The following is a 16,131-nucleotide window of genomic DNA, read 5'->3' as shown; positions in this document are numbered from 1 at the left end:
TTTGAGTCAAGGGGCAGGCATGAAGCGGTCGTGGAGGGTGTGTCGCTCATGGACAAGGCAAGTTTCTTTCCGAATGAGCGAGCTGTGCCAGACACCGCTCGCATTCCTCTGGCCGCTGGATCAGAATCACGCATCGGATAGAGCAGCACGCTCTTCCTGGCGTCTGATATAATTGCTTCTATACTCACTGAGCGCCATTTGGAACGCGTGACGAGTACGGTGGAGGCGCTCTCCGTCAGCCCAGGCCCATCTCAACGCGGTGCGCCGAAACAGCTGGCGCCGAGATTTGCCCAGTCCACTGCGCACTAACGCGATCTGCGACGGGCTCAATGATCTGCCAGACGCAAGGCTTGCGAGGCTGTCCCAGAAAAGCTCCGCATTGCGAAAGGCTTCCTCCGCAAGGCGACGCAGCCCTTGCGAGGCGGATAAGCCCAAGAACGCTTGATAATCAGCCGGTGAGAAGCCTTCCCGTGCGACCTCGATCTCGTGGGCATAAATCGCCCATGGCGCAAGGTCCCGGACTGCCTTGCTGTAGCTGATCATCGTGACGAGTAGACTGGCGTGTGGCGTCAGTGTGGTGATGCTTCCGCCACCGAAGCTGATCTGGGCAGACATTTGAAACAGAGCGGCCATCTGCCTTGGCGATGGGCCGCCCGGCTGCTGCACTTGGTGATGGAGATCGACGATGAATCGTCGCGGCGCCGCAGGGAGATAGGGCGACTCGCCGAGGCATTGATGCCACCAGCGGCTGTCAGCGCTGACGCCGGGCCTGTAGCCTGCGGCGGTCAAAACAGCACGGGCCCTGGGATAGTCAGCTGAAGTGACGAGGAGGTCGATATCGGATGATCTGCGTATATCCGCTCGATGAAACAGCTGTTGCTGGCGCACCACCCCCTTGAACGCCCGCGAGCTGATCCCGTGCTGCTCGAGCAGCATTTGGCATTCCATCGTCTCAGCCAACTGAGCGAGATTGGATCGTAATGTGGCAATCTGGTCCAACGCCAGTTTTTCGCCCATTGCCGAGCCGGGCTGGATCGATGCCGCCCCTGCGAGTCGCATTAGCCCGGTGCATCTGGCGCCTTGGGCAGCCTCCCACAATCTGTCCGAATTTGGGACTGGGCCGGGGTTGGCAGGCGGGAAATGACGCAATGCCGATGCCAGCACGCTGGCGAGTGCTAGCGTGGCGGAGTCAAGTTCTTCATTGTCAGAATCGATTCTCTCAAACAACATTATCAAGCCCGACTTTGCAATTTCTGTAACATCACAAATATGTTGAAAAATTATTATCTTTATGCTTCAGTTGGCAGCTCAAATCTGGGGATTTTCATTTGGCCTCGCCTTTCGTCATCTACCCGACCAGGCCTCTCGTATCGGCTGAACGTCAGGCTTGTTAACGAATTCCATTCTTTCTGTTGCAGATGCCTTCGAGATTGGTGGGGCTCGGCAAACCTCGATGAGCCCGGCGGTTTGCCTATGCGTTCGATGCTGCAGTGCGGGATAAACGGTTTGACTCACCGCGATCCAGCATGGTAATTTGTTAACGCTGGTCGCATGGCTGTTAGCAACTTTATGACCCATTCATCAAGTTAATTGGAGATCCCTATGGAAAAGATCGCGTATACTGCTCCCGAAATCGAAGATCTCGGCGCATTCGAGGAAATCACGCAGGGAGCCTCGACCGGCTCTGCGATCGACGCTAACTTCCCGGTCGGAACGCCGTTTTCGCAGCTGACCTTCTCGTAAGGTTTTGCACGAAAACCAAGAAGGGTGGCACGCGGTGCGTGCCACCCTTTTTCATGCCTCGATGGCTTTTAATGCGTCGGATTTGACACGATGACAGACGATATCTCGCAAAATGCTCTGTTTCGCCCTGCAGACAAGGTCGTGGCGTGCGATCTGGGTGATGGCAAGGCGCTCCTCAACCTCACGACCAATCGGTATTTCAGGCTGAATGAGTCGGGCAAGGTTGCGTGGGCCGCCATCGAGCAAGGGGCAACCCGAGACGACATAGTGAACAAGATCATGGAGCGGTTCGAGGTTGATGTTGATCGTTGTGTCGCTGATGTGATTGCCATCCTAAACGCGTTCAGCAAGGCCGGGTTAGTTGAAATTGAGGTTCGGGAAGTTCGTTAGGCAAATGCGGCTGGCGGGCCGCCATGCCGGTTTGCTGGTGCACAGTTTCGTGTTGCTCGCGGCCGTTCGGATCGCGCTTTACACGACCACTTATCATCGCATTGCCAAGTATGTGCGGGTCGATAATCATGGTCCGGAAGGGCGCAGGCCAGTCTATCTGATTGTATGGGCGGTGGAGCATGCCTCGCGAATTGTCCCGCGCGCAAACTGCCTGACAAGAGCGCTTGTTCTGCAATATCTGCTAGGCCGCAACGGTCATGGCAGCATTATCCGCGTCGGCGTGGCGCAATCCGATGTTGCGGTGTTCGAGGCTCACGCCTGGGTCCTCTACGAAGGTGGGGTCATCATGGGAGGGACAGCAGAGGAGATAAGCCGCTACACCCCCATTGTCGATCTGGCAGCCGACATTCGATGACGGCATTTGCACTACACGCTGAGTTTTGCGGCGATGGTTCTCTGTCCTTCGACTGGCGGTGTGCGGGCGGCGCATTTGCTGATGAGGATGCAAGCGGCGTCTCTGTGGGAGTTGCCGGCAAGCTCTCCAACCGCGCAGAACTCATCCGGTCGCTTGGACTGTCGTCTGATTGGAGCTGTGCGGAGCTGGTCCGTGAGGGGTGGTTGCGCTGGGGGGACGACCTTGCCGATCGGCTGCGCGGCCCCTGTGCGGTGGCCGTCATCGATCGGCGCCAAAGAAGGGTCTATTTCGCTCGTGATGCTCTTGGCGTCATTCCGGTTTGCTACGCAATCACAGATGGCAAACTTGTCGTCGCTGAAGGGAGTCGAACAATCCGGGCCATGACAGGGGCAGCCCATGTCTTGGATAATGCTCAGCTGGCCAGCTATATCGCCGGCGGCGAAGGCGATACCAGCCGCACCTTTTTCGAGGGCATCAGTCGACTGCCGCCAGGATGCTGGCTGGAGTTCCGACAGGATGGACTGGAAATCGGCACTTATTGGTCGCCTGCTCGCGCACCTGCAATAAACGGCGAGTTTGATGAACTCGTTGCCCGTTTCGCGATGCTTTTCGATAAAGCTGTCGGCCACGCATATGTTCCGGGCCGAACGGGGCTGTTGCTGAGTGGAGGTCTGGATTCGAGCATGATTGCAGGCTCGCTGTCCAAGGTGATCGGTGGTGGTTCCGACGTGACTGCGGTGTCAATGACCTACCGGCAGACGAAGGGATGGCACGATGGTCCACACCTTGATGCTCTGAGAAGCTGGCTGCCGTTCAGCTTTTTTGATGTTCCATGCGACGAGCACGATCCGTTGTCGGATCTCTCCAGTCAGCTTGCGGCAATGGATGGTCCATGGATTTCCTATGGTCATTCCGTTACCCTCCACGTCATGAACCGCGCAGCGCAGGAGGGGTGCGCTGTAATCCTCAATGGTCATGCTGGCGACGAAGTGATCGGCTATGGCTTTGGCAGGTTGAATGAACTCGCCATGGCCGGCAGGTGGTATGATCTATGGCGTCTTGCGCCTGTGGCCGCAGCCTTGCGGCACGAAAGCCGTTGGGACGTATTTTCATTCTATCTTGATCATATTCGTCCAGTACGGGCGTTGCGAAAGCGGTGGCGGCGGTTGCCGAATCTCAAGTCAGGCGGGCAAGCTGCGCAAAACCTGCTGAGCGAAAACGCCCTCGCTCTTGTGCATGATGCCTTTGGTCCGTCTCCGACATTGGCGATCCAGAGCCTGCATCATGACGAGCGGATGCTGCATGAGGCGGCCCTGTCATCGCCCATTCAGGCCCGGGCCTTTGAGGTTTTTGCTCATGCCAGTCGAACTCTAGGTGTAGAAACGCGGATGCCGTTTGCAGACAGAGATCTGGTTGAGTTTTCTCTTGGCCTTCCTTCCCATGCCAAGCTGGGAGGTGGCTTCACGCGCTTCATCCTGCGTGAAGCGATGCGAGGACGGGTACCCGAGTCTGTCCGGACGCGAGGGGATAAGTTCGATTTCGGTGGCAACTTCGCCGCCGGCCTGATGCGCAATCCAACTTTGATCTGCACCAGGCTGGCCAGGGCAAAAGAGCGTCTTGGGGGCATGATCAATGCAAAGGCGATCGAGGATCTGCAGGCCCAGGTGTCAGGTCGGGGGGCAAAGATCGACATTCCCGCGGCGATGGCGGTCTGGCGTCTCATTGTCGCCGACATGTGGTTGGATCTGGTCGATCAGGATCATAGCAGCGGCATCGTGCCGTCCCGCCCGCTCTGACAGAACATGAATGGCTTCGATATGTCTGACGACAGCGCGTACAAATATAGGGCTTTTGGTCTCGTTATCGACAGCGACATCGAGCTGTCTGAGCTTGAGGCCGTTACGGGCCAGGCGACGCCCGATGTGACTATCGTTCTGGCAGAATGGCTTGGCACTCTACCGGATCCCGGGCAGCCTCCGATTTTCGATTATTGCTCGCCCCGGGGGATCGAGATGATCTGGCCGGGAGTTGCTGCCTTCCTCATCGCCGATAATAGTAGAATAGAGGTGATGCCCTATCCCGACATTCCGCGTCATTTTCTCGCATTTCCTATCCTCGGCCCCGTCTTCGGTTGGCTGCTGGAGTGCAGGGGGCTGTTGGTGCTTCACGCCAGCGGAGTTGTCGTGGATGGTGCGTGCATTGCGTTTCTCGGTGATAAGATGGCCGGAAAGTCGACCACGGCCGCTGCGTTCTTGCGGCGCGGGGCCCGTCTGATCACGGACGATCTTCTGGCAATCGAGCTTCCGGATAGCGGAGATGCCATCGTCCGTCCGGCCTTCGCGCAGCTGAAACTGGCTGATGACGCAGCCACGGAGATTGCTGTGCCGGGTTCGCAGCCCCTGCCGCTGGTTTTCGACGGCTTTCCAAAGCGCCAGCATCGCCTGACCGAAATGGAGCAGCGTGCTACAAGGCTTGATCGGCTGTTCATCCTGGAACGCGGAGCTCAGTTACCAGGCATCAAGCCGATGTCGCCAGCACAAGCCATGGTTGCCCTTATGCGGTTCAGCTATTCGGTCCGGTTTGCCAGCGCGCCCGCAGATCCGGAAAAGCGTGCGCGGCATTTTCAGGCTTGCGCTGCGATTGCCCGTCAGGGCGGGGTTGCAATACTCGAGGTGCCAGCCCGGCTCGAAGCGCTCGACGCAGTGGTCGACCTGGTGTTGCAGGATCTTGGAAGAGATTTGCCTCATGGGTAGTTTCAAGAGCTTCTATCGGTTCTTGTGGCAGGCCACCGATGGGCAGATCCTGCTAGGAACTTTGCTCACTCTGGCTGCCGGTCTCACCGAAGGGCTTTCCCTGGTTTTGCTCATTCCGATCCTTGCCATGTCGGGGGCCGATGGCAGCGTTGCTCTCGATGGCGTTCCGGTCATCGGCCGGTTCATGAGTGATTTCAGGCCAAGCTTGTCGGTGCTCATAGCCCTGCTCCTGCTGGTTGTTATTGTTCAAGCATGGCTTTTGCGTCAGAAAAACTTGTACAACAGTCGCATAATGCAGGTGGCCGTGGATAGGGCACGGCTGTCGCTCTTCAAGTCTTTGGGCATGGCCAAATGGGAGGCTCACAGCATCACAAGAATGTCAGACCTGAATAGCGTGCTGATCTCCGATATCGATCGGATCATGGCCGCTGCAAGTAGCTTGCAGGTTCTGATCCAGGCGTGCCTACTCCTGCTCATTTATTCTGGTCTGGCCTTGTTGGTCTCATGGCAGATGACGATTTTCGCCCTGGTTTCCGGTGGCTTGCTTTTTGTGATGCTTTACCCAATTCGAAAAAAATCAGCCTCTTATGGCAAGGATCTGAGCTACATCTTCCAGGATAGAAGCTCGGTAATTCTTGAATTTCTGACAGGAATGCGAGTTGCGAAGTCCTATTCGGCAGAAGAGGAGTATGTTGGGCGTTTCAAGCAGCATCTCGCCGATAGCCGCAGCAGGATGATGACATATATCAAGGTGACCTCAAATGGGACCTTCGCATTTCAGGTCGGTTCAGCGGTCATCGGTGTAGCCTTTGTATGGATGGCTATATCCGTTCTGCGGCTGGATATCATCAATATTGCATTCCTCATATTGATTTTCTTGAGGCTCGTTCCACGATTTCTTGTATTGCAGCAATATTCGGAGCAATTTCTAAGCTGCCTCTCGGCCTATGATAAGTTTCGCGATACAATCGAGTTTTTTTCTGCCGAGGCAGAGGTATCAGCGACGACACCAGCTGTGCCGCCAACCCTCGGCAAGGGGATTCGATTGGTGGATGTTGCAAAGAGCTATCCGGGTAGTGGCAAGCCGTCTCTCCATGTGGATGACGTGTTTCTGCGAGCCGGGGCCATCACGGCGCTTGTCGGGCCATCGGGTAGCGGAAAAAGCACTATGGCTGATTTGTTGCTCGGCCTCACCCGGCCCTCTCACGGGACCATCGCCATCGATGATATAGCGCTTGATGACAAGAACAGGCGTGCGTGGCGCAACAGGGTCGCGTTCGTTCAGCAGGACCCTTTCTTGTTTCATGACACGATAGAGGCAAATCTGCGGCTGGCAAATCCCGAAGCGCGGGAAGGCCAGATATGGCATGCACTGGAACTGGCCAACATTGCGCAGCTGGTCGAAGCGCTGCCCGACGGCATTCAGACGGTGGTGGGCGATAGAGGTATCCGATTTTCGGGCGGTGAGCGTCAGCGCCTGGTTCTCGCCCGTGCCCTGATCCGTCAGCCCGACCTATTGATTCTCGATGAGGCTACAAGTGCGCTGGATTGGGAAAATGAGGCCATTATAGTCCGTACCATCGAGAAGCTCAGGGGTTTGATGACCATTGTCACCATCGCACATCGTCCATCCATGGTCAGTTTGGCAGATGACGTGATCGCGTTTTCCGAAGGGAAGGTGGTCGAAGCTGGCCCATTTGCCTCGCTTGCGTCCAGAAGCGATAGCTATCTCGCTTCTATCCTCGGACCGAACAGCGTATCGATCTGATGCAAGGGTCTGAATCAATGCGACCCGGAGAGGGGCTGAAGCGCGGATCGGATGCCCGGTCCGGCACGAGAACTGCTGTTTTCATCAGTCGCCAGCGTTTGATCGGAGCAACCAACGGAAGTTCGGCCTATCTTCTTGCAGTGGCGCGCACGCTCAAGGCCTGCGGATACACGGTCGATCTTGTCCAGCCTACGCCCGCGATTGCGGGCCGGACACCTGCGCTTCGAACAACTGGTGACATGGATGTCTTTGCCAGCCATCATGTGCGCAGTGCTCTTCATTTTGGGCGAACGTTCCTTTTTGCCTCGCCATCGATCTGGTTTGCTGGGTTGCTCGGGTTCGCTCGTCGCGTGATCCGACGGGCGGGCATCACGGCTGACTGGGCCCAGGACCGCCCGGCAGCCTATGCGGTCGCAACTCCCTGGACTCGAGCGGATCTCGATTTCGTGCGCCGTTCGATCAAGACAGATACCGATCTTGTCATTGCCGACTATGCCTTCTGTGCCCCTGGCCTCGAGTTCGCGCCCCCGGCTGCCCGGACAGCCATCTTGATGCACGATCTGTTTCACTCAAGGGACGGCAAGGGTGAGGATAGCGTTGCCATGCTGAGTAAAGCAGAGGAGATTTTCCTGCTTGGGCAAGCACAGGCCGTGTTTGCCATTCAGGCGAACGAAAAGGCCTTTGTCGAACAGCATGTGCCAGGAACGCGTTCGATACTGGTGCCTATGCCGGCAGATCCGGTCGAGAAGCCGGAGCCTGGTCTGGATGACCGAATCCTGTTTGTGGGTAGCCTGACCGCTCCCAATGTGGTGGGCCTGCGCTGGTTTCTTTCGGAAGTCTGGCCCCAGGTCCGCGCTTCGCGCCCGCATGCCCAACTGCTTGTGGCGGGAACCGTGTCCCGGGCATTTGCTGAGCCGGTCGCAGGCGTCAATTTTGCTGGCCTGATCCCAGATCTTGGTGAAGCCTATCGTGAAGCCGGGGTTGTCATCTCGCCGTTGACATTCGGGTCCGGGCTGAAGATCAAGCTCATCGAAGCGATGGCGAAAGGGAAGGCTGTCGTCGCGACCCCCATAACACTGCAAGGCGTCGAGCAGCATTGCGAGGGAGCGGTCCACAGCACCTCTTGCGCCAGCAAGTTTGCCGATCTGGTGGCAGCATTGGTTGTGGATCCCTGCGAGCGCAAGCGGATGGGCGCCAAAGCGCTAGGCGTTGTTCGCGAGCATTTTGCTGTCGAGCCGGTCCACAAGGATTTGAGGCAATGGCTGAATGCAGACCCAGACTGACGACGTCTGATATCACACCTCAACCCGCATTAGCTGACGGAGCGGAATCTCCGCTGATCCCCTGATCGACGCTCGAACCGCGCGCTATAGCCCGACGCGAGAATCGCAAAAGCGATCACCGTGGAAAAATGAATGTCGCCAAAGCCGATCACCTCAAATGCCAGCTTTGGGAACAGAAAGGCCATGAATGTCGTCATCAGAATGCTGGGCAGATCCGCCGAGATGACGGTCTTGGCGATGAGCCTGACGCATCCGGCCACAGCGACCACCCCATAGAGAACCAGTCCCACATAACCGAGGTGCACGAGGATCTCGCGAAATGTATTGTGGAAGTTGAAGCCCATGCGCGAGCCAATGCCCATCAAACGCCAGAGATATTCGGCATCGAGATTGTTGTGCAGCCAGAAGGCATGATAGCCCAGTCCCAGCCAGGGTTTATCCGATATCAGCTGATCTGCCTTGCGCCACAAGTCGGCGCGGCCCGTCAGACCTGCATCCTTGCCGGACTCGGCAAGAATAAGGTCGAACAGGGCGGGCAGCCAGAATTCCGACAACAACATAGCCAGGAGCAGGGTCATGATTGCTGCAATCGCAATGCCTGTCCTGGCCTGAGTGGGAACGGTTCTGGAGGCCATAAGTATGGCCAGCATGACTGTCGCGATAACCGTGGCCAGCAAGGCTCCGGTCGCGCGACTGAACCACAAGGCAAAGAGCGCCAGTGGAAGAGTGGCGATGGCAATCGATGCGTAACCAATGCTTCGCTGCTTCGCTGCCCATGCCAGCATGACGCAGGTCACGATGATCGTCAGCCCTGCGGTATCGCCTGCTGAATTCTTCGATCCGGCCAGGCCGCGAAATGCTATCCCGCCCGGACCGTTCCAGCTCGTCCACTGGCCGCTTATGACGGTCAGCAAGGCATATACCGCAAACCCGATGAATAGCCCCTTGATCATCGCGCTTCCGCGCATCACTGCCCCAATGGCGATCCCGTTCAAAACGGTGAGAAGATAGAGCGATCCATAGTATAATGTTGTGCCAGGCACGGAAGACCAGGCAGCTGACATCAGGGCGAAACCCGGGAGGGTGAGCAGCGGCCAGCAGCGACCGAGCGCGGCGGGCAATTGCTCCCAGCGCAGCACCACAAGCGCGGGCAGGGCGGCAATGAATGTCAGGGGGGTAAGCGGTCCGATGACGAGATTCAATGTAAGGGCCGCGACAATCATCGCAACCCATGCAATTTCCAGCCATTCTGCTTGCCGATCGACGAAGAAGACAGGTCGCTCTTCCAGTGAACGCCTGTTGCGGATCGGAATGCGCTGCATTCTAGGCGGAGCCTGGGTCAGAAATAGCGCTCACCGATCCTGATGGTGTCGCCTGGCTGAATATAGACCGTTTTGCTATCCGACAGCTTGTAGGTGTACTCCCTGTCCGAGCCAGCCTTGCGGATGAACACGCGAGAGCGATCGGCCCGATAAGTGTATCCGCCTGCCAAGGCTACTGCCTGAAACACCGACAGGTTCGATGCATAAGGGTATTCGCCTGCTTTGCTGACTTCGCCTAGAATGTAAAATGGCCTGAGGTTCAGCACCTCTACATTTACCCGCGGATCGTTGAGATATCCCTGGGCAAGGCCCTGACCGATAACCTGCTGCAATTCTGTGGGTGTCTTTCCGGCGGCTGCCAGGTCGCCAAGCAGGGGAAACGACAAATCGCCGGCGGACGTGATGACATATTCTCGGCTCAACGCCTCTTCGCCGAACACCTGGATTCGCAGTCTGTCGCCTGCAGCAAGCCGGTATGCAGGTGCCTCGTACCTGTCCGTTGCCAACGGCGGCAATGCGGCCGCGCAGCCCCCCAGGACCAGAACACTCAAGATAGCGATCGCATGAAGAACGCGGGGCATGTCAGAAGGAATCCCTTTTGTGTTGGCAGAAGCCTAATGCCAGCGCCGTCAATCAGCAAGCCCGGGGATCTCGTCGGTTTTCTGTGGCAACAGACGAGATACAAGTCGCTGGAATCTGGCGAAGATCGGCATTCGGTATAGACGGATGGCCGATGGATGCGCCAGCAGTGTTTTTGCCGCAGCGAAGAAGCGGCGGTTCTGCAGCTGCTCGATCGAGCATACGAAGGATTGTGCCTCGAGCAGAGCTTTCCATCGCTTGTGATAAGCGCGTGGCAACGGGCCGGATGCTTCAAAACGCTGGCGAAGAGCTTTTTCTGCCTCGACCATGCGGCCGCAATTGGCTGGCGAGAGGCGGTGAGAGATGGATGCTTCGTGCTTGCGGTATCGGTAGCCAGGTTCCGGGACAATCAGGTAGCGGGCTCCCGAGTGCAGCATTCGCATAACAAGCTCGTCATCTTCCCCGATGCGGAGTTCCGGGTTGTATCGCATAGTGTGGTCGGCGAACAATCTGCGGTGGAAGATCGGCTTGAGAAAGCCGGGATTGGGGGCTTTGCCAAATAGTACCGAGTCTGTCAGATAGCGTTCGAAAGTCATCCAATCCCCGGAAATTGGCCAGTTGCCGGAGAGGAAGCGTGTTTCGGCGACGTCCTCGCCAAAGACAAGCAGATCATCTGCTACAAGGTCGGCACCCAAGCGCTGGGCGGCATCGATAAGCCTGCGGCTCCGATACGGCTCTATCAGATCGTCGGCATCCAGTACGGAAAGCCAATCCCCTTTCATTTCCTCGATCGCAAGGTTGCGCGCGCCCCCGGGCCCCATATTGGAGGGTGTTTGCAAGAGAACAACTCTCGGGTCGCTCAAAGCCAGATCGCGGATATAGGCAATGCTGCCATCGCTGCTGCCGTCATCGACAACGATGACCTCTACCTCGATATCGGTTTGCGACAGCGCAGACTGAACGGCCGGTCGCAAATGGGGCAGGCCATTAAAGCATGCTATTGCGAAACTGATTTCAACCGGCCTTTGTACCATGGAAGTTTGCTCGGTCAGGGGTTTGATGGATGACATGCCGCAGCGGTTGCACCATATTGTGAGCGATGCTGCACTTCAAGAAAGCCAGACCTGCAAGGCCAAGGCTGGCCAAGGGCCAACGTGTTTACGCAATTGGCGACATCCACGGTCGTTTCGATCTCATGAAGGCTCTGATTCAGGAAATCAAGCGTCACTGGTCCGCTGGCACCCAGGGAGGGGTCCGCACTACCCTGATCTTTCTCGGGGACGTAGTAGATCGGGGGGCGCAAAGCCGGGAGTGTCTGGATCTCTTGTCTCGGTTATGGGGCAGCAGCGGCGTGATTGTCCTGCGCGGGAACCATGAAGACATGATGATCGAAGCGGCTGCAGGTAATCCTGCAGCTCAGATTGCTTGGCTCGCCAACGGAGGCTATGCAACGCTCGACAGCTTCGAGATTGATCCTCCAAGGCCGGGCGAAGATTCCATCGATTTTGCCGAACGCTTGACGGCTGGGGTTGCGCCCGAAATATGGAGAATGCTGCACGCCACTGTCCCTAGCTGGCGCTGCGGAGATTATCTGTTTGTCCATGCGGGTGTTGAACCTGGTGTGGCGCTGGATCGCCAGCAAGAGCGAACATTGCTCTCAATCAGGGACAAGTTCACGCGATCACAGCTGTGGCACGGAGCTGTGGTGGTTCATGGCCACAGCATAGTCGATCGCGTGGAAATCCACAGCAATCGGGTTGCCTGCGACACCGGAGCATACAGAACGGGCGTTCTGTCCTGCATTTGCATCGAGGATGATGTCATAACCCCACTTCATGTGCGATCCGAAGGGGGCTGACGACTCAGCCCGCCACCATTCCAAGCGAGTTCAGCAAGTCTCCAGTGCTGCCGATACAACGCCCCGTGGCAGATTTGGGCCAGATTCTGCAATCCCAATAGGCCTGCTGTACCCGGTTGCGCAGAATCTGGACGTACACGAAATCTGGGGGCGAGCCAGCGAGCGATGTCGCGGTCAAATCGACGGGAGCTTGCGTTGGATCCTGCCATCCTATGACCCTGCATTCGGCTTTTCCCTCGCATTGCCTAACTGCATCCAGGGCCCATCGTCCTGGCTGATTGAGAGGCTGCAGGGCAGTGATCCGTATAAGGACCGGCGGTCTAGCCAGCGATGTCGTGGCTGTACTCGCCGTCGCGGTCTGTGGCACTGGTGCTGTACTGGTGGTTGGCATGACCGGACTTACCTCGTCAGCAGCTGTTGCAGGAGAATGGCTGACGTCAAACCCGGAAAGCATCGGGATTGCGGGCTCTGCACCCGCATGTCGACCCCTGAACGCTGCAGGCTTCCCCCAATAGCCATTCCATCGCAAAAAAATGTGGGTTGCTACCGATGTGATCTTGTCGAGCTTCGGGCTCCAGGCTGGGAGAACCCAGTTCGTATGATAGTGCGTTGCAAGCCCTACTCTTGCGTCCACTCTGTAATCCATCATGGCAGAAGCTAAGGTTTTGGCTTGTTGCAGTGTCTTCGCCGAGGGCTTCCAGCGGAGCATGGATCCATCGCAAGTGAAGGTGAACTGGCAGCCAGTCGATCTTTCGGAGCCCTGGAAGACGACGCCGCAGATGGTTTTGGGATAGGCGGGGTGGCGCACACGGTTCAGGATGACCTGCATCACCGCCTGTTGATCGCTCTGCCCTCCACCGGCTTCATAAACAGCAGCGACTGCGAGGCACGTTATGGCTCGTGCGCGATCAGCATCCAGCAAGCTGGCTTTAAATGCCTTGGCTGCTGGTTTGGGGGCGGAGGAGTCGGGGCGAGCCGTATTGATTGCTATAGCTTGCTGCAACGAGATCGATGCAGGCGGCGAGGCAGCAACGTCCGTTGGTGATCCAGCCATCGGCAAAGGCGGAGCAGGCTCGCGGCTAAGGCTCGCAATTTCCAACGGCTGCGATGTTCCTTCGAGGCGCAGGTTTATCAGGGTTACAAGGCTCGCCAGTGCAAGAACCAAAAGTGCGATGCACAAGCTGTAAAGTCTGAAGCTCATGATCGTTCGAGACACTCGTTCATTCTGATAAGGATCGGATGCGTCGGTCAGCCATAAGCTAACCGAAGCAGACTTGACAGTCGATCTGGCGGGAAAAGTGTCCCGCCGCGGTTCAAGCCCCCTAGGGAGCTATGTAATTTTGTCCTACCGAACTGGTTGCTGCCAACTGTTGCTGCCCGACCGGCCCACCACCCATCGGCTTCCACCCTTCGCTTTCGGAGCATGGCCGTTTGTTAGAAGTGGAGAACGCAGGGCTGGTTCGAACCTTGGGCAATTTATAGCGCCTGATAGCAACTGATGTGGCGAGCTTCGTGCACCGCGCTCGCCAATCGACCCGGCCAAAAAGGTGCCCCGTACTTTCGCTCCCGACGCCTCACTCAGCCAAACTGACCGTGAACGAACTTGATCCGTCGAGCAAGGCATCGCAGCCAATGAGCTCTGGACAAGACTAGCCAATTCAGTCTCTCTGGCCAATCTGAGAGTGGGTAGGCGGACGGTAGGTGTAGCAGCTGGCTTCGTGTGACTTTGCACGCCTCCATCGCAGATGGCATGAGCTCAAACCAAGCCCAGCCATTCCGGCACAGGGAAGGACACTTCTTGGCATTTTCGACCGCAAGCGTTAGCGTCTCGTACTGGCTCAGCGAAATCCAGCCAAGTGAGGATGGGCTCCTCGCAACCGCCGAACCTGTCAAACAATGAAGGCCCAGCTGATGATCCCAAGGGTTGCCGTCATCATACCATTTTATCAAGTTCAAAAGGGTCTGCTTCAGAAAGCCATATCATCTATTGTTGCTCAGGTCGATTCTGAGGCAGAATTCATTGTGATCGTCGTGGATGACAGTTCGCCTGTGTCAGCGATGCAAGAGATAGATGCATTGAAACTCGATAAAGAAGTTGAAATAATATTAGATCGTCAGGAGAACGGTGGTCCTGGTTCTGCGCGAAACCGAGGAATCGAAATAGCTCTCCAGCACAGGGCTACGTTTGTAGCATTCATCGATTCTGATGATGTGTGGGATCCTCTTCATATACAGAGTGCCTTGAGATGCATGTCCAGGGAGGGGTCGGACTGGTACTTTTCTGATATCCTAAATGATGGAGTTTCATCTCTTGGTGGTTGGCCTAGAGCGAAAAAGTTTCTAAATTCATGTGCTGCAAAGGGTATGGATTGCGTTAATCTCAAGCGCGAAATCGCAGTCGAAATCATCGCGGCTGAATGTTGGCCGCATATTTCCGCATCAGTATTTGATTCTAGTATACTTAGCCATGTACGTTTCGACACTCGATTTCGTAGGGCATGCGAGGATCAGCTTTTTTTTCTTAATGCAGCTCTTGCATCAAAAATGGTCACAATGTCCAACTCGGTGGCTGGCGAGCGAGGGGCGGGAATCTCCATTTATCGCGAGACTATGGCGTGGTCATCTAGCAATGGGCCGGCACGAATGATTGAGGAGCTTGCCTATAGAAGTATGATCTTCAGAGATCTTAGGATACCGATCAGATCAAAAATCAAGCTCATGTGGAGTGGTGTCGCAAAACTGACCCATTTGTGGTTTGTGATATTCTGGAACCTGCGTCATGGCAAGAACATGGTCTCAGAAGCGCTCAATGATCTACGTGTCAAGGCGCCGGTATTTTTATTTATTTCTCCAATTTCTTTGCTTATGGTTCCGTTCTATTTCTTCGTGATGAAGTTAAAGTCGTGGTCGCTAATGAAGGGTGGTGCCTGAGGCGATGAAAGTTCTATTTGCATTTAAGAACGGTCATTGGCCAGAGTTCAGCGGGGGCGTGCAGTCAAATACTGACTATCTGGCGCGGGCACTCCAGCAACGCGGCCACGAAGTTTCAGTGCTTTGCTCCCTATTTGGTCGCGGTCGGTTTGGATTGCTCTCTCGAGCAAAGCTGAAGATCAGTCGCATGCCCTGGGTTTGTGACACCCGGCTGGGATATCCTGTCTTCCGGGCATGGAATGTAGAAAGTATTGCAGGCCAACTGGCGAGGCATTTGCAAGCGGACATCGTAGTGCCGCAGTGCCATCAGACAGTTCCTATTGCTCATTCGATCATGGGGGCTTCCAATGCTGCGGTCGTTCCCTATTTCCATAATGTCGAGTTCAATGAGCTTGGGGGGTGTCCTAGACTACCGGGTATTAACCATTATATTTCGAATTCCCATTTTACGGCTAAGAGATTCGAAGATGAATTTGGGATTGTTTCGGATGTTGTTCCGCCTATTATTGAATGCGACCGGTACGCATGCAATGCCCGAGGCGATTTTGTTACATTTATCAATCCAATAGAAAAGAAAGGGTTGAATATTGCAGCAGAATTGGCGGAATGTTTTCCGCATATCCCTTTTCTTTTTGTTAGAAGCTGGGATTTGAGTGCTGAGCAGGAAGATAAGCTGGATCAAGCATGTCGAGGTCGGGGCAACATATCGGTTGTTCAGCCGACATCGGACATGCGCGAGATTTACAGCAAGACCAAAATTTTGATTGCGCCGAGTCAATGGGCGGAAGCATGGGGGAGGGTGGCATCTGAAGCACAATGCAGTGGTATTCCCGTTCTGGGATCCCGTATTGGCGGCCTTGTTGAGGCGATTGGTCCAGGGGGAATAACCTTGCCTTCCAATGCCCCGATTAGCGTGTGGATCAATGCGTTGGGAGAGATGCTCAAGAATGAAGAGCTGTATCGAAGATTATCCGCTTCTGCATTTCAGCATTCCCAGCGTCCGGGGGCAAACCCTGATCGCCAGATCACTCAGCTTGAGTTGACAATGATGCAAGCTATTCGATCCAAGAATAAATCGTGAAGCCATTA

The 16,131-nt window shown here is 56.0% G+C and carries 15 protein-coding genes; 10 read left to right on the top strand and 5 right to left on the bottom strand.

Features of this window, described 5'->3' with window-relative positions; all coding sequences use genetic code 11:
* Positions 1-126: 126 nt before the first annotated feature.
* A complete protein-coding gene (locus tag FG486_RS06175; protein WP_181266924.1) occupies positions 127-1,230 on the bottom strand; it encodes a nucleotidyltransferase family protein in 1,104 nt (367 codons plus the stop codon).
* A 372-nt stretch (positions 1,231-1,602) separates the two neighbouring features.
* Here FG486_RS06175 and FG486_RS06170 point away from each other — a divergent pair, with 372 nt between their 5' ends.
* The 7 genes from FG486_RS06170 to FG486_RS06140 all read left to right on the top strand — a co-directional run bounded on the left by FG486_RS06170 (position 1,603) and on the right by FG486_RS06140 (position 8,352).
* Complete coding sequence (locus FG486_RS06170) at positions 1,603-1,743, top strand: lasso RiPP family leader peptide-containing protein (RefSeq protein WP_181266923.1); 141 nt, start codon at positions 1,603-1,605, stop codon at positions 1,741-1,743.
* A 90-nt stretch (positions 1,744-1,833) separates the two neighbouring features.
* Positions 1,834-2,133 (top strand): PqqD family protein, encoded by a 300-nt coding sequence (locus tag FG486_RS06165; protein WP_181266922.1) that lies wholly within the window; start codon positions 1,834-1,836, stop codon positions 2,131-2,133.
* 4 nt (positions 2,134-2,137) lie between these two features.
* Positions 2,138-2,548: a lasso peptide biosynthesis B2 protein gene (locus tag FG486_RS06160; RefSeq protein WP_181266921.1), complete on the top strand. Its 411-nt coding sequence runs from the start codon at positions 2,138-2,140 to the stop codon at positions 2,546-2,548.
* Complete coding sequence (locus tag FG486_RS06155; protein ID WP_181266920.1) at positions 2,545-4,344, top strand: asparagine synthetase B family protein; 1,800 nt, start codon at positions 2,545-2,547, stop codon at positions 4,342-4,344. The genes FG486_RS06160 and FG486_RS06155 overlap by 4 nt, the downstream gene beginning before the upstream one ends.
* A 21-nt stretch (positions 4,345-4,365) precedes the next feature.
* Entirely contained in the window at positions 4,366-5,301 is a 936-nt protein-coding gene (locus FG486_RS06150) for a hypothetical protein (RefSeq protein WP_181266919.1), read from the top strand.
* Positions 5,294-7,069, top strand: coding sequence for an ABC transporter ATP-binding protein (locus FG486_RS06145; RefSeq protein ID WP_181266918.1), 1,776 nt, complete (start codon positions 5,294-5,296; stop codon positions 7,067-7,069). The genes FG486_RS06150 and FG486_RS06145 overlap by 8 nt, the downstream gene beginning before the upstream one ends.
* 17 nt (positions 7,070-7,086) lie before the next feature.
* Positions 7,087-8,352, top strand: a complete 1,266-nt coding sequence (locus FG486_RS06140; protein WP_181266917.1) for a glycosyltransferase family 4 protein — start codon at positions 7,087-7,089, stop codon at positions 8,350-8,352.
* A gap of 29 nt (positions 8,353-8,381) precedes the next feature.
* On the opposite strand, the gene FG486_RS06135 is transcribed toward FG486_RS06140, so the two are convergent.
* The 3 genes from FG486_RS06135 to FG486_RS06125 are packed head-to-tail and all read right to left on the bottom strand — an operon-like array spanning position 8,382 to position 11,323.
* On the bottom strand, positions 8,382-9,674 hold the full coding sequence (locus FG486_RS06135) for an O-antigen ligase family protein (protein ID WP_181266916.1): 1,293 nt from the start codon (positions 9,672-9,674) through the stop codon (positions 8,382-8,384).
* Positions 9,675-9,691: 17 nt separating this feature from the next.
* Positions 9,692-10,255, bottom strand: coding sequence for a polysaccharide biosynthesis/export family protein (locus FG486_RS06130; protein ID WP_181266915.1), 564 nt, complete (start codon positions 10,253-10,255; stop codon positions 9,692-9,694).
* Between the two features lie 48 nt (positions 10,256-10,303).
* Positions 10,304-11,323, bottom strand: a complete 1,020-nt coding sequence (locus FG486_RS06125) for a glycosyltransferase family 2 protein (protein WP_181266914.1) — start codon at positions 11,321-11,323, stop codon at positions 10,304-10,306.
* Positions 11,324-11,352: 29 nt separating this feature from the next.
* On the opposite strand from FG486_RS06125, the gene FG486_RS06120 reads away from it, so the two are divergent.
* Positions 11,353-12,111, top strand: coding sequence for a metallophosphoesterase (locus tag FG486_RS06120; protein ID WP_181266913.1), 759 nt, complete (start codon positions 11,353-11,355; stop codon positions 12,109-12,111).
* A gap of 4 nt (positions 12,112-12,115) precedes the next feature.
* On the opposite strand, the gene FG486_RS06115 is transcribed toward FG486_RS06120, so the two are convergent.
* Complete coding sequence (locus FG486_RS06115; protein ID WP_181266912.1) at positions 12,116-13,312, bottom strand: cell wall hydrolase; 1,197 nt, start codon at positions 13,310-13,312, stop codon at positions 12,116-12,118.
* Between the two features lie 695 nt (positions 13,313-14,007).
* Here FG486_RS06115 and FG486_RS06110 point away from each other — a divergent pair.
* Together FG486_RS06110 and FG486_RS06105 are read left to right on the top strand one after the other, a co-directional pair.
* The gene (locus FG486_RS06110; RefSeq protein ID WP_181266911.1) at positions 14,008-15,042 is read left to right on the top strand and encodes a glycosyltransferase family 2 protein; all 1,035 of its coding nucleotides are present in this window, start codon (positions 14,008-14,010) and stop codon (positions 15,040-15,042) included.
* Positions 15,035-16,123 carry a glycosyltransferase gene (locus FG486_RS06105; protein WP_181266910.1) on the top strand — a complete coding sequence of 363 codons (1,089 nt, stop codon included), beginning with the start codon at positions 15,035-15,037 and terminating at the stop codon, positions 16,121-16,123. Before FG486_RS06110 ends, FG486_RS06105 begins: the two co-directional genes overlap by 8 nt.
* Positions 16,124-16,131 lie beyond the last annotated feature (8 nt).

The sequence above is a fragment of the Blastomonas ursincola genome (assembly GCF_013607875.1).
Classification (GTDB): domain Bacteria; phylum Pseudomonadota; class Alphaproteobacteria; order Sphingomonadales; family Sphingomonadaceae; genus Blastomonas; species Blastomonas ursincola.
Note: the sequence above shows the minus strand (reverse complement) of the source record. Positions and strands in the feature narration are given on the sequence as shown.

Coding starts and splice junctions, on each gene's coding strand:
- FG486_RS06135 (WP_181266916.1), bottom strand. CDS start 9,674: ATGCAGCGCATTCCGATCCGCAACAGGCGTTCACTGGAAGAGCGACCT.
- FG486_RS06125 (WP_181266914.1), bottom strand. CDS start 11,323: ATGTCATCCATCAAACCCCTGACCGAGCAAACTTCCATGGTACAAAGG.
- FG486_RS06115 (WP_181266912.1), bottom strand. CDS start 13,312: ATGAGCTTCAGACTTTACAGCTTGTGCATCGCACTTTTGGTTCTTGCA.
- FG486_RS06150 (WP_181266919.1), top strand. CDS start 4,366: ATGTCTGACGACAGCGCGTACAAATATAGGGCTTTTGGTCTCGTTATC.
- FG486_RS06155 (WP_181266920.1), top strand. CDS start 2,545: ATGACGGCATTTGCACTACACGCTGAGTTTTGCGGCGATGGTTCTCTG.
- FG486_RS06110 (WP_181266911.1), top strand. CDS start 14,008: ATGAAGGCCCAGCTGATGATCCCAAGGGTTGCCGTCATCATACCATTT.
- FG486_RS06140 (WP_181266917.1), top strand. CDS start 7,087: ATGCGACCCGGAGAGGGGCTGAAGCGCGGATCGGATGCCCGGTCCGGC.
- FG486_RS06170 (WP_181266923.1), top strand. CDS start 1,603: ATGGAAAAGATCGCGTATACTGCTCCCGAAATCGAAGATCTCGGCGCA.
- FG486_RS06130 (WP_181266915.1), bottom strand. CDS start 10,255: ATGCCCCGCGTTCTTCATGCGATCGCTATCTTGAGTGTTCTGGTCCTG.
- FG486_RS06120 (WP_181266913.1), top strand. CDS start 11,353: ATGCTGCACTTCAAGAAAGCCAGACCTGCAAGGCCAAGGCTGGCCAAG.
- FG486_RS06160 (WP_181266921.1), top strand. CDS start 2,138: ATGCGGCTGGCGGGCCGCCATGCCGGTTTGCTGGTGCACAGTTTCGTG.
- FG486_RS06175 (WP_181266924.1), bottom strand. CDS start 1,230: ATGTTGTTTGAGAGAATCGATTCTGACAATGAAGAACTTGACTCCGCC.
- FG486_RS06145 (WP_181266918.1), top strand. CDS start 5,294: ATGGGTAGTTTCAAGAGCTTCTATCGGTTCTTGTGGCAGGCCACCGAT.
- FG486_RS06165 (WP_181266922.1), top strand. CDS start 1,834: ATGACAGACGATATCTCGCAAAATGCTCTGTTTCGCCCTGCAGACAAG.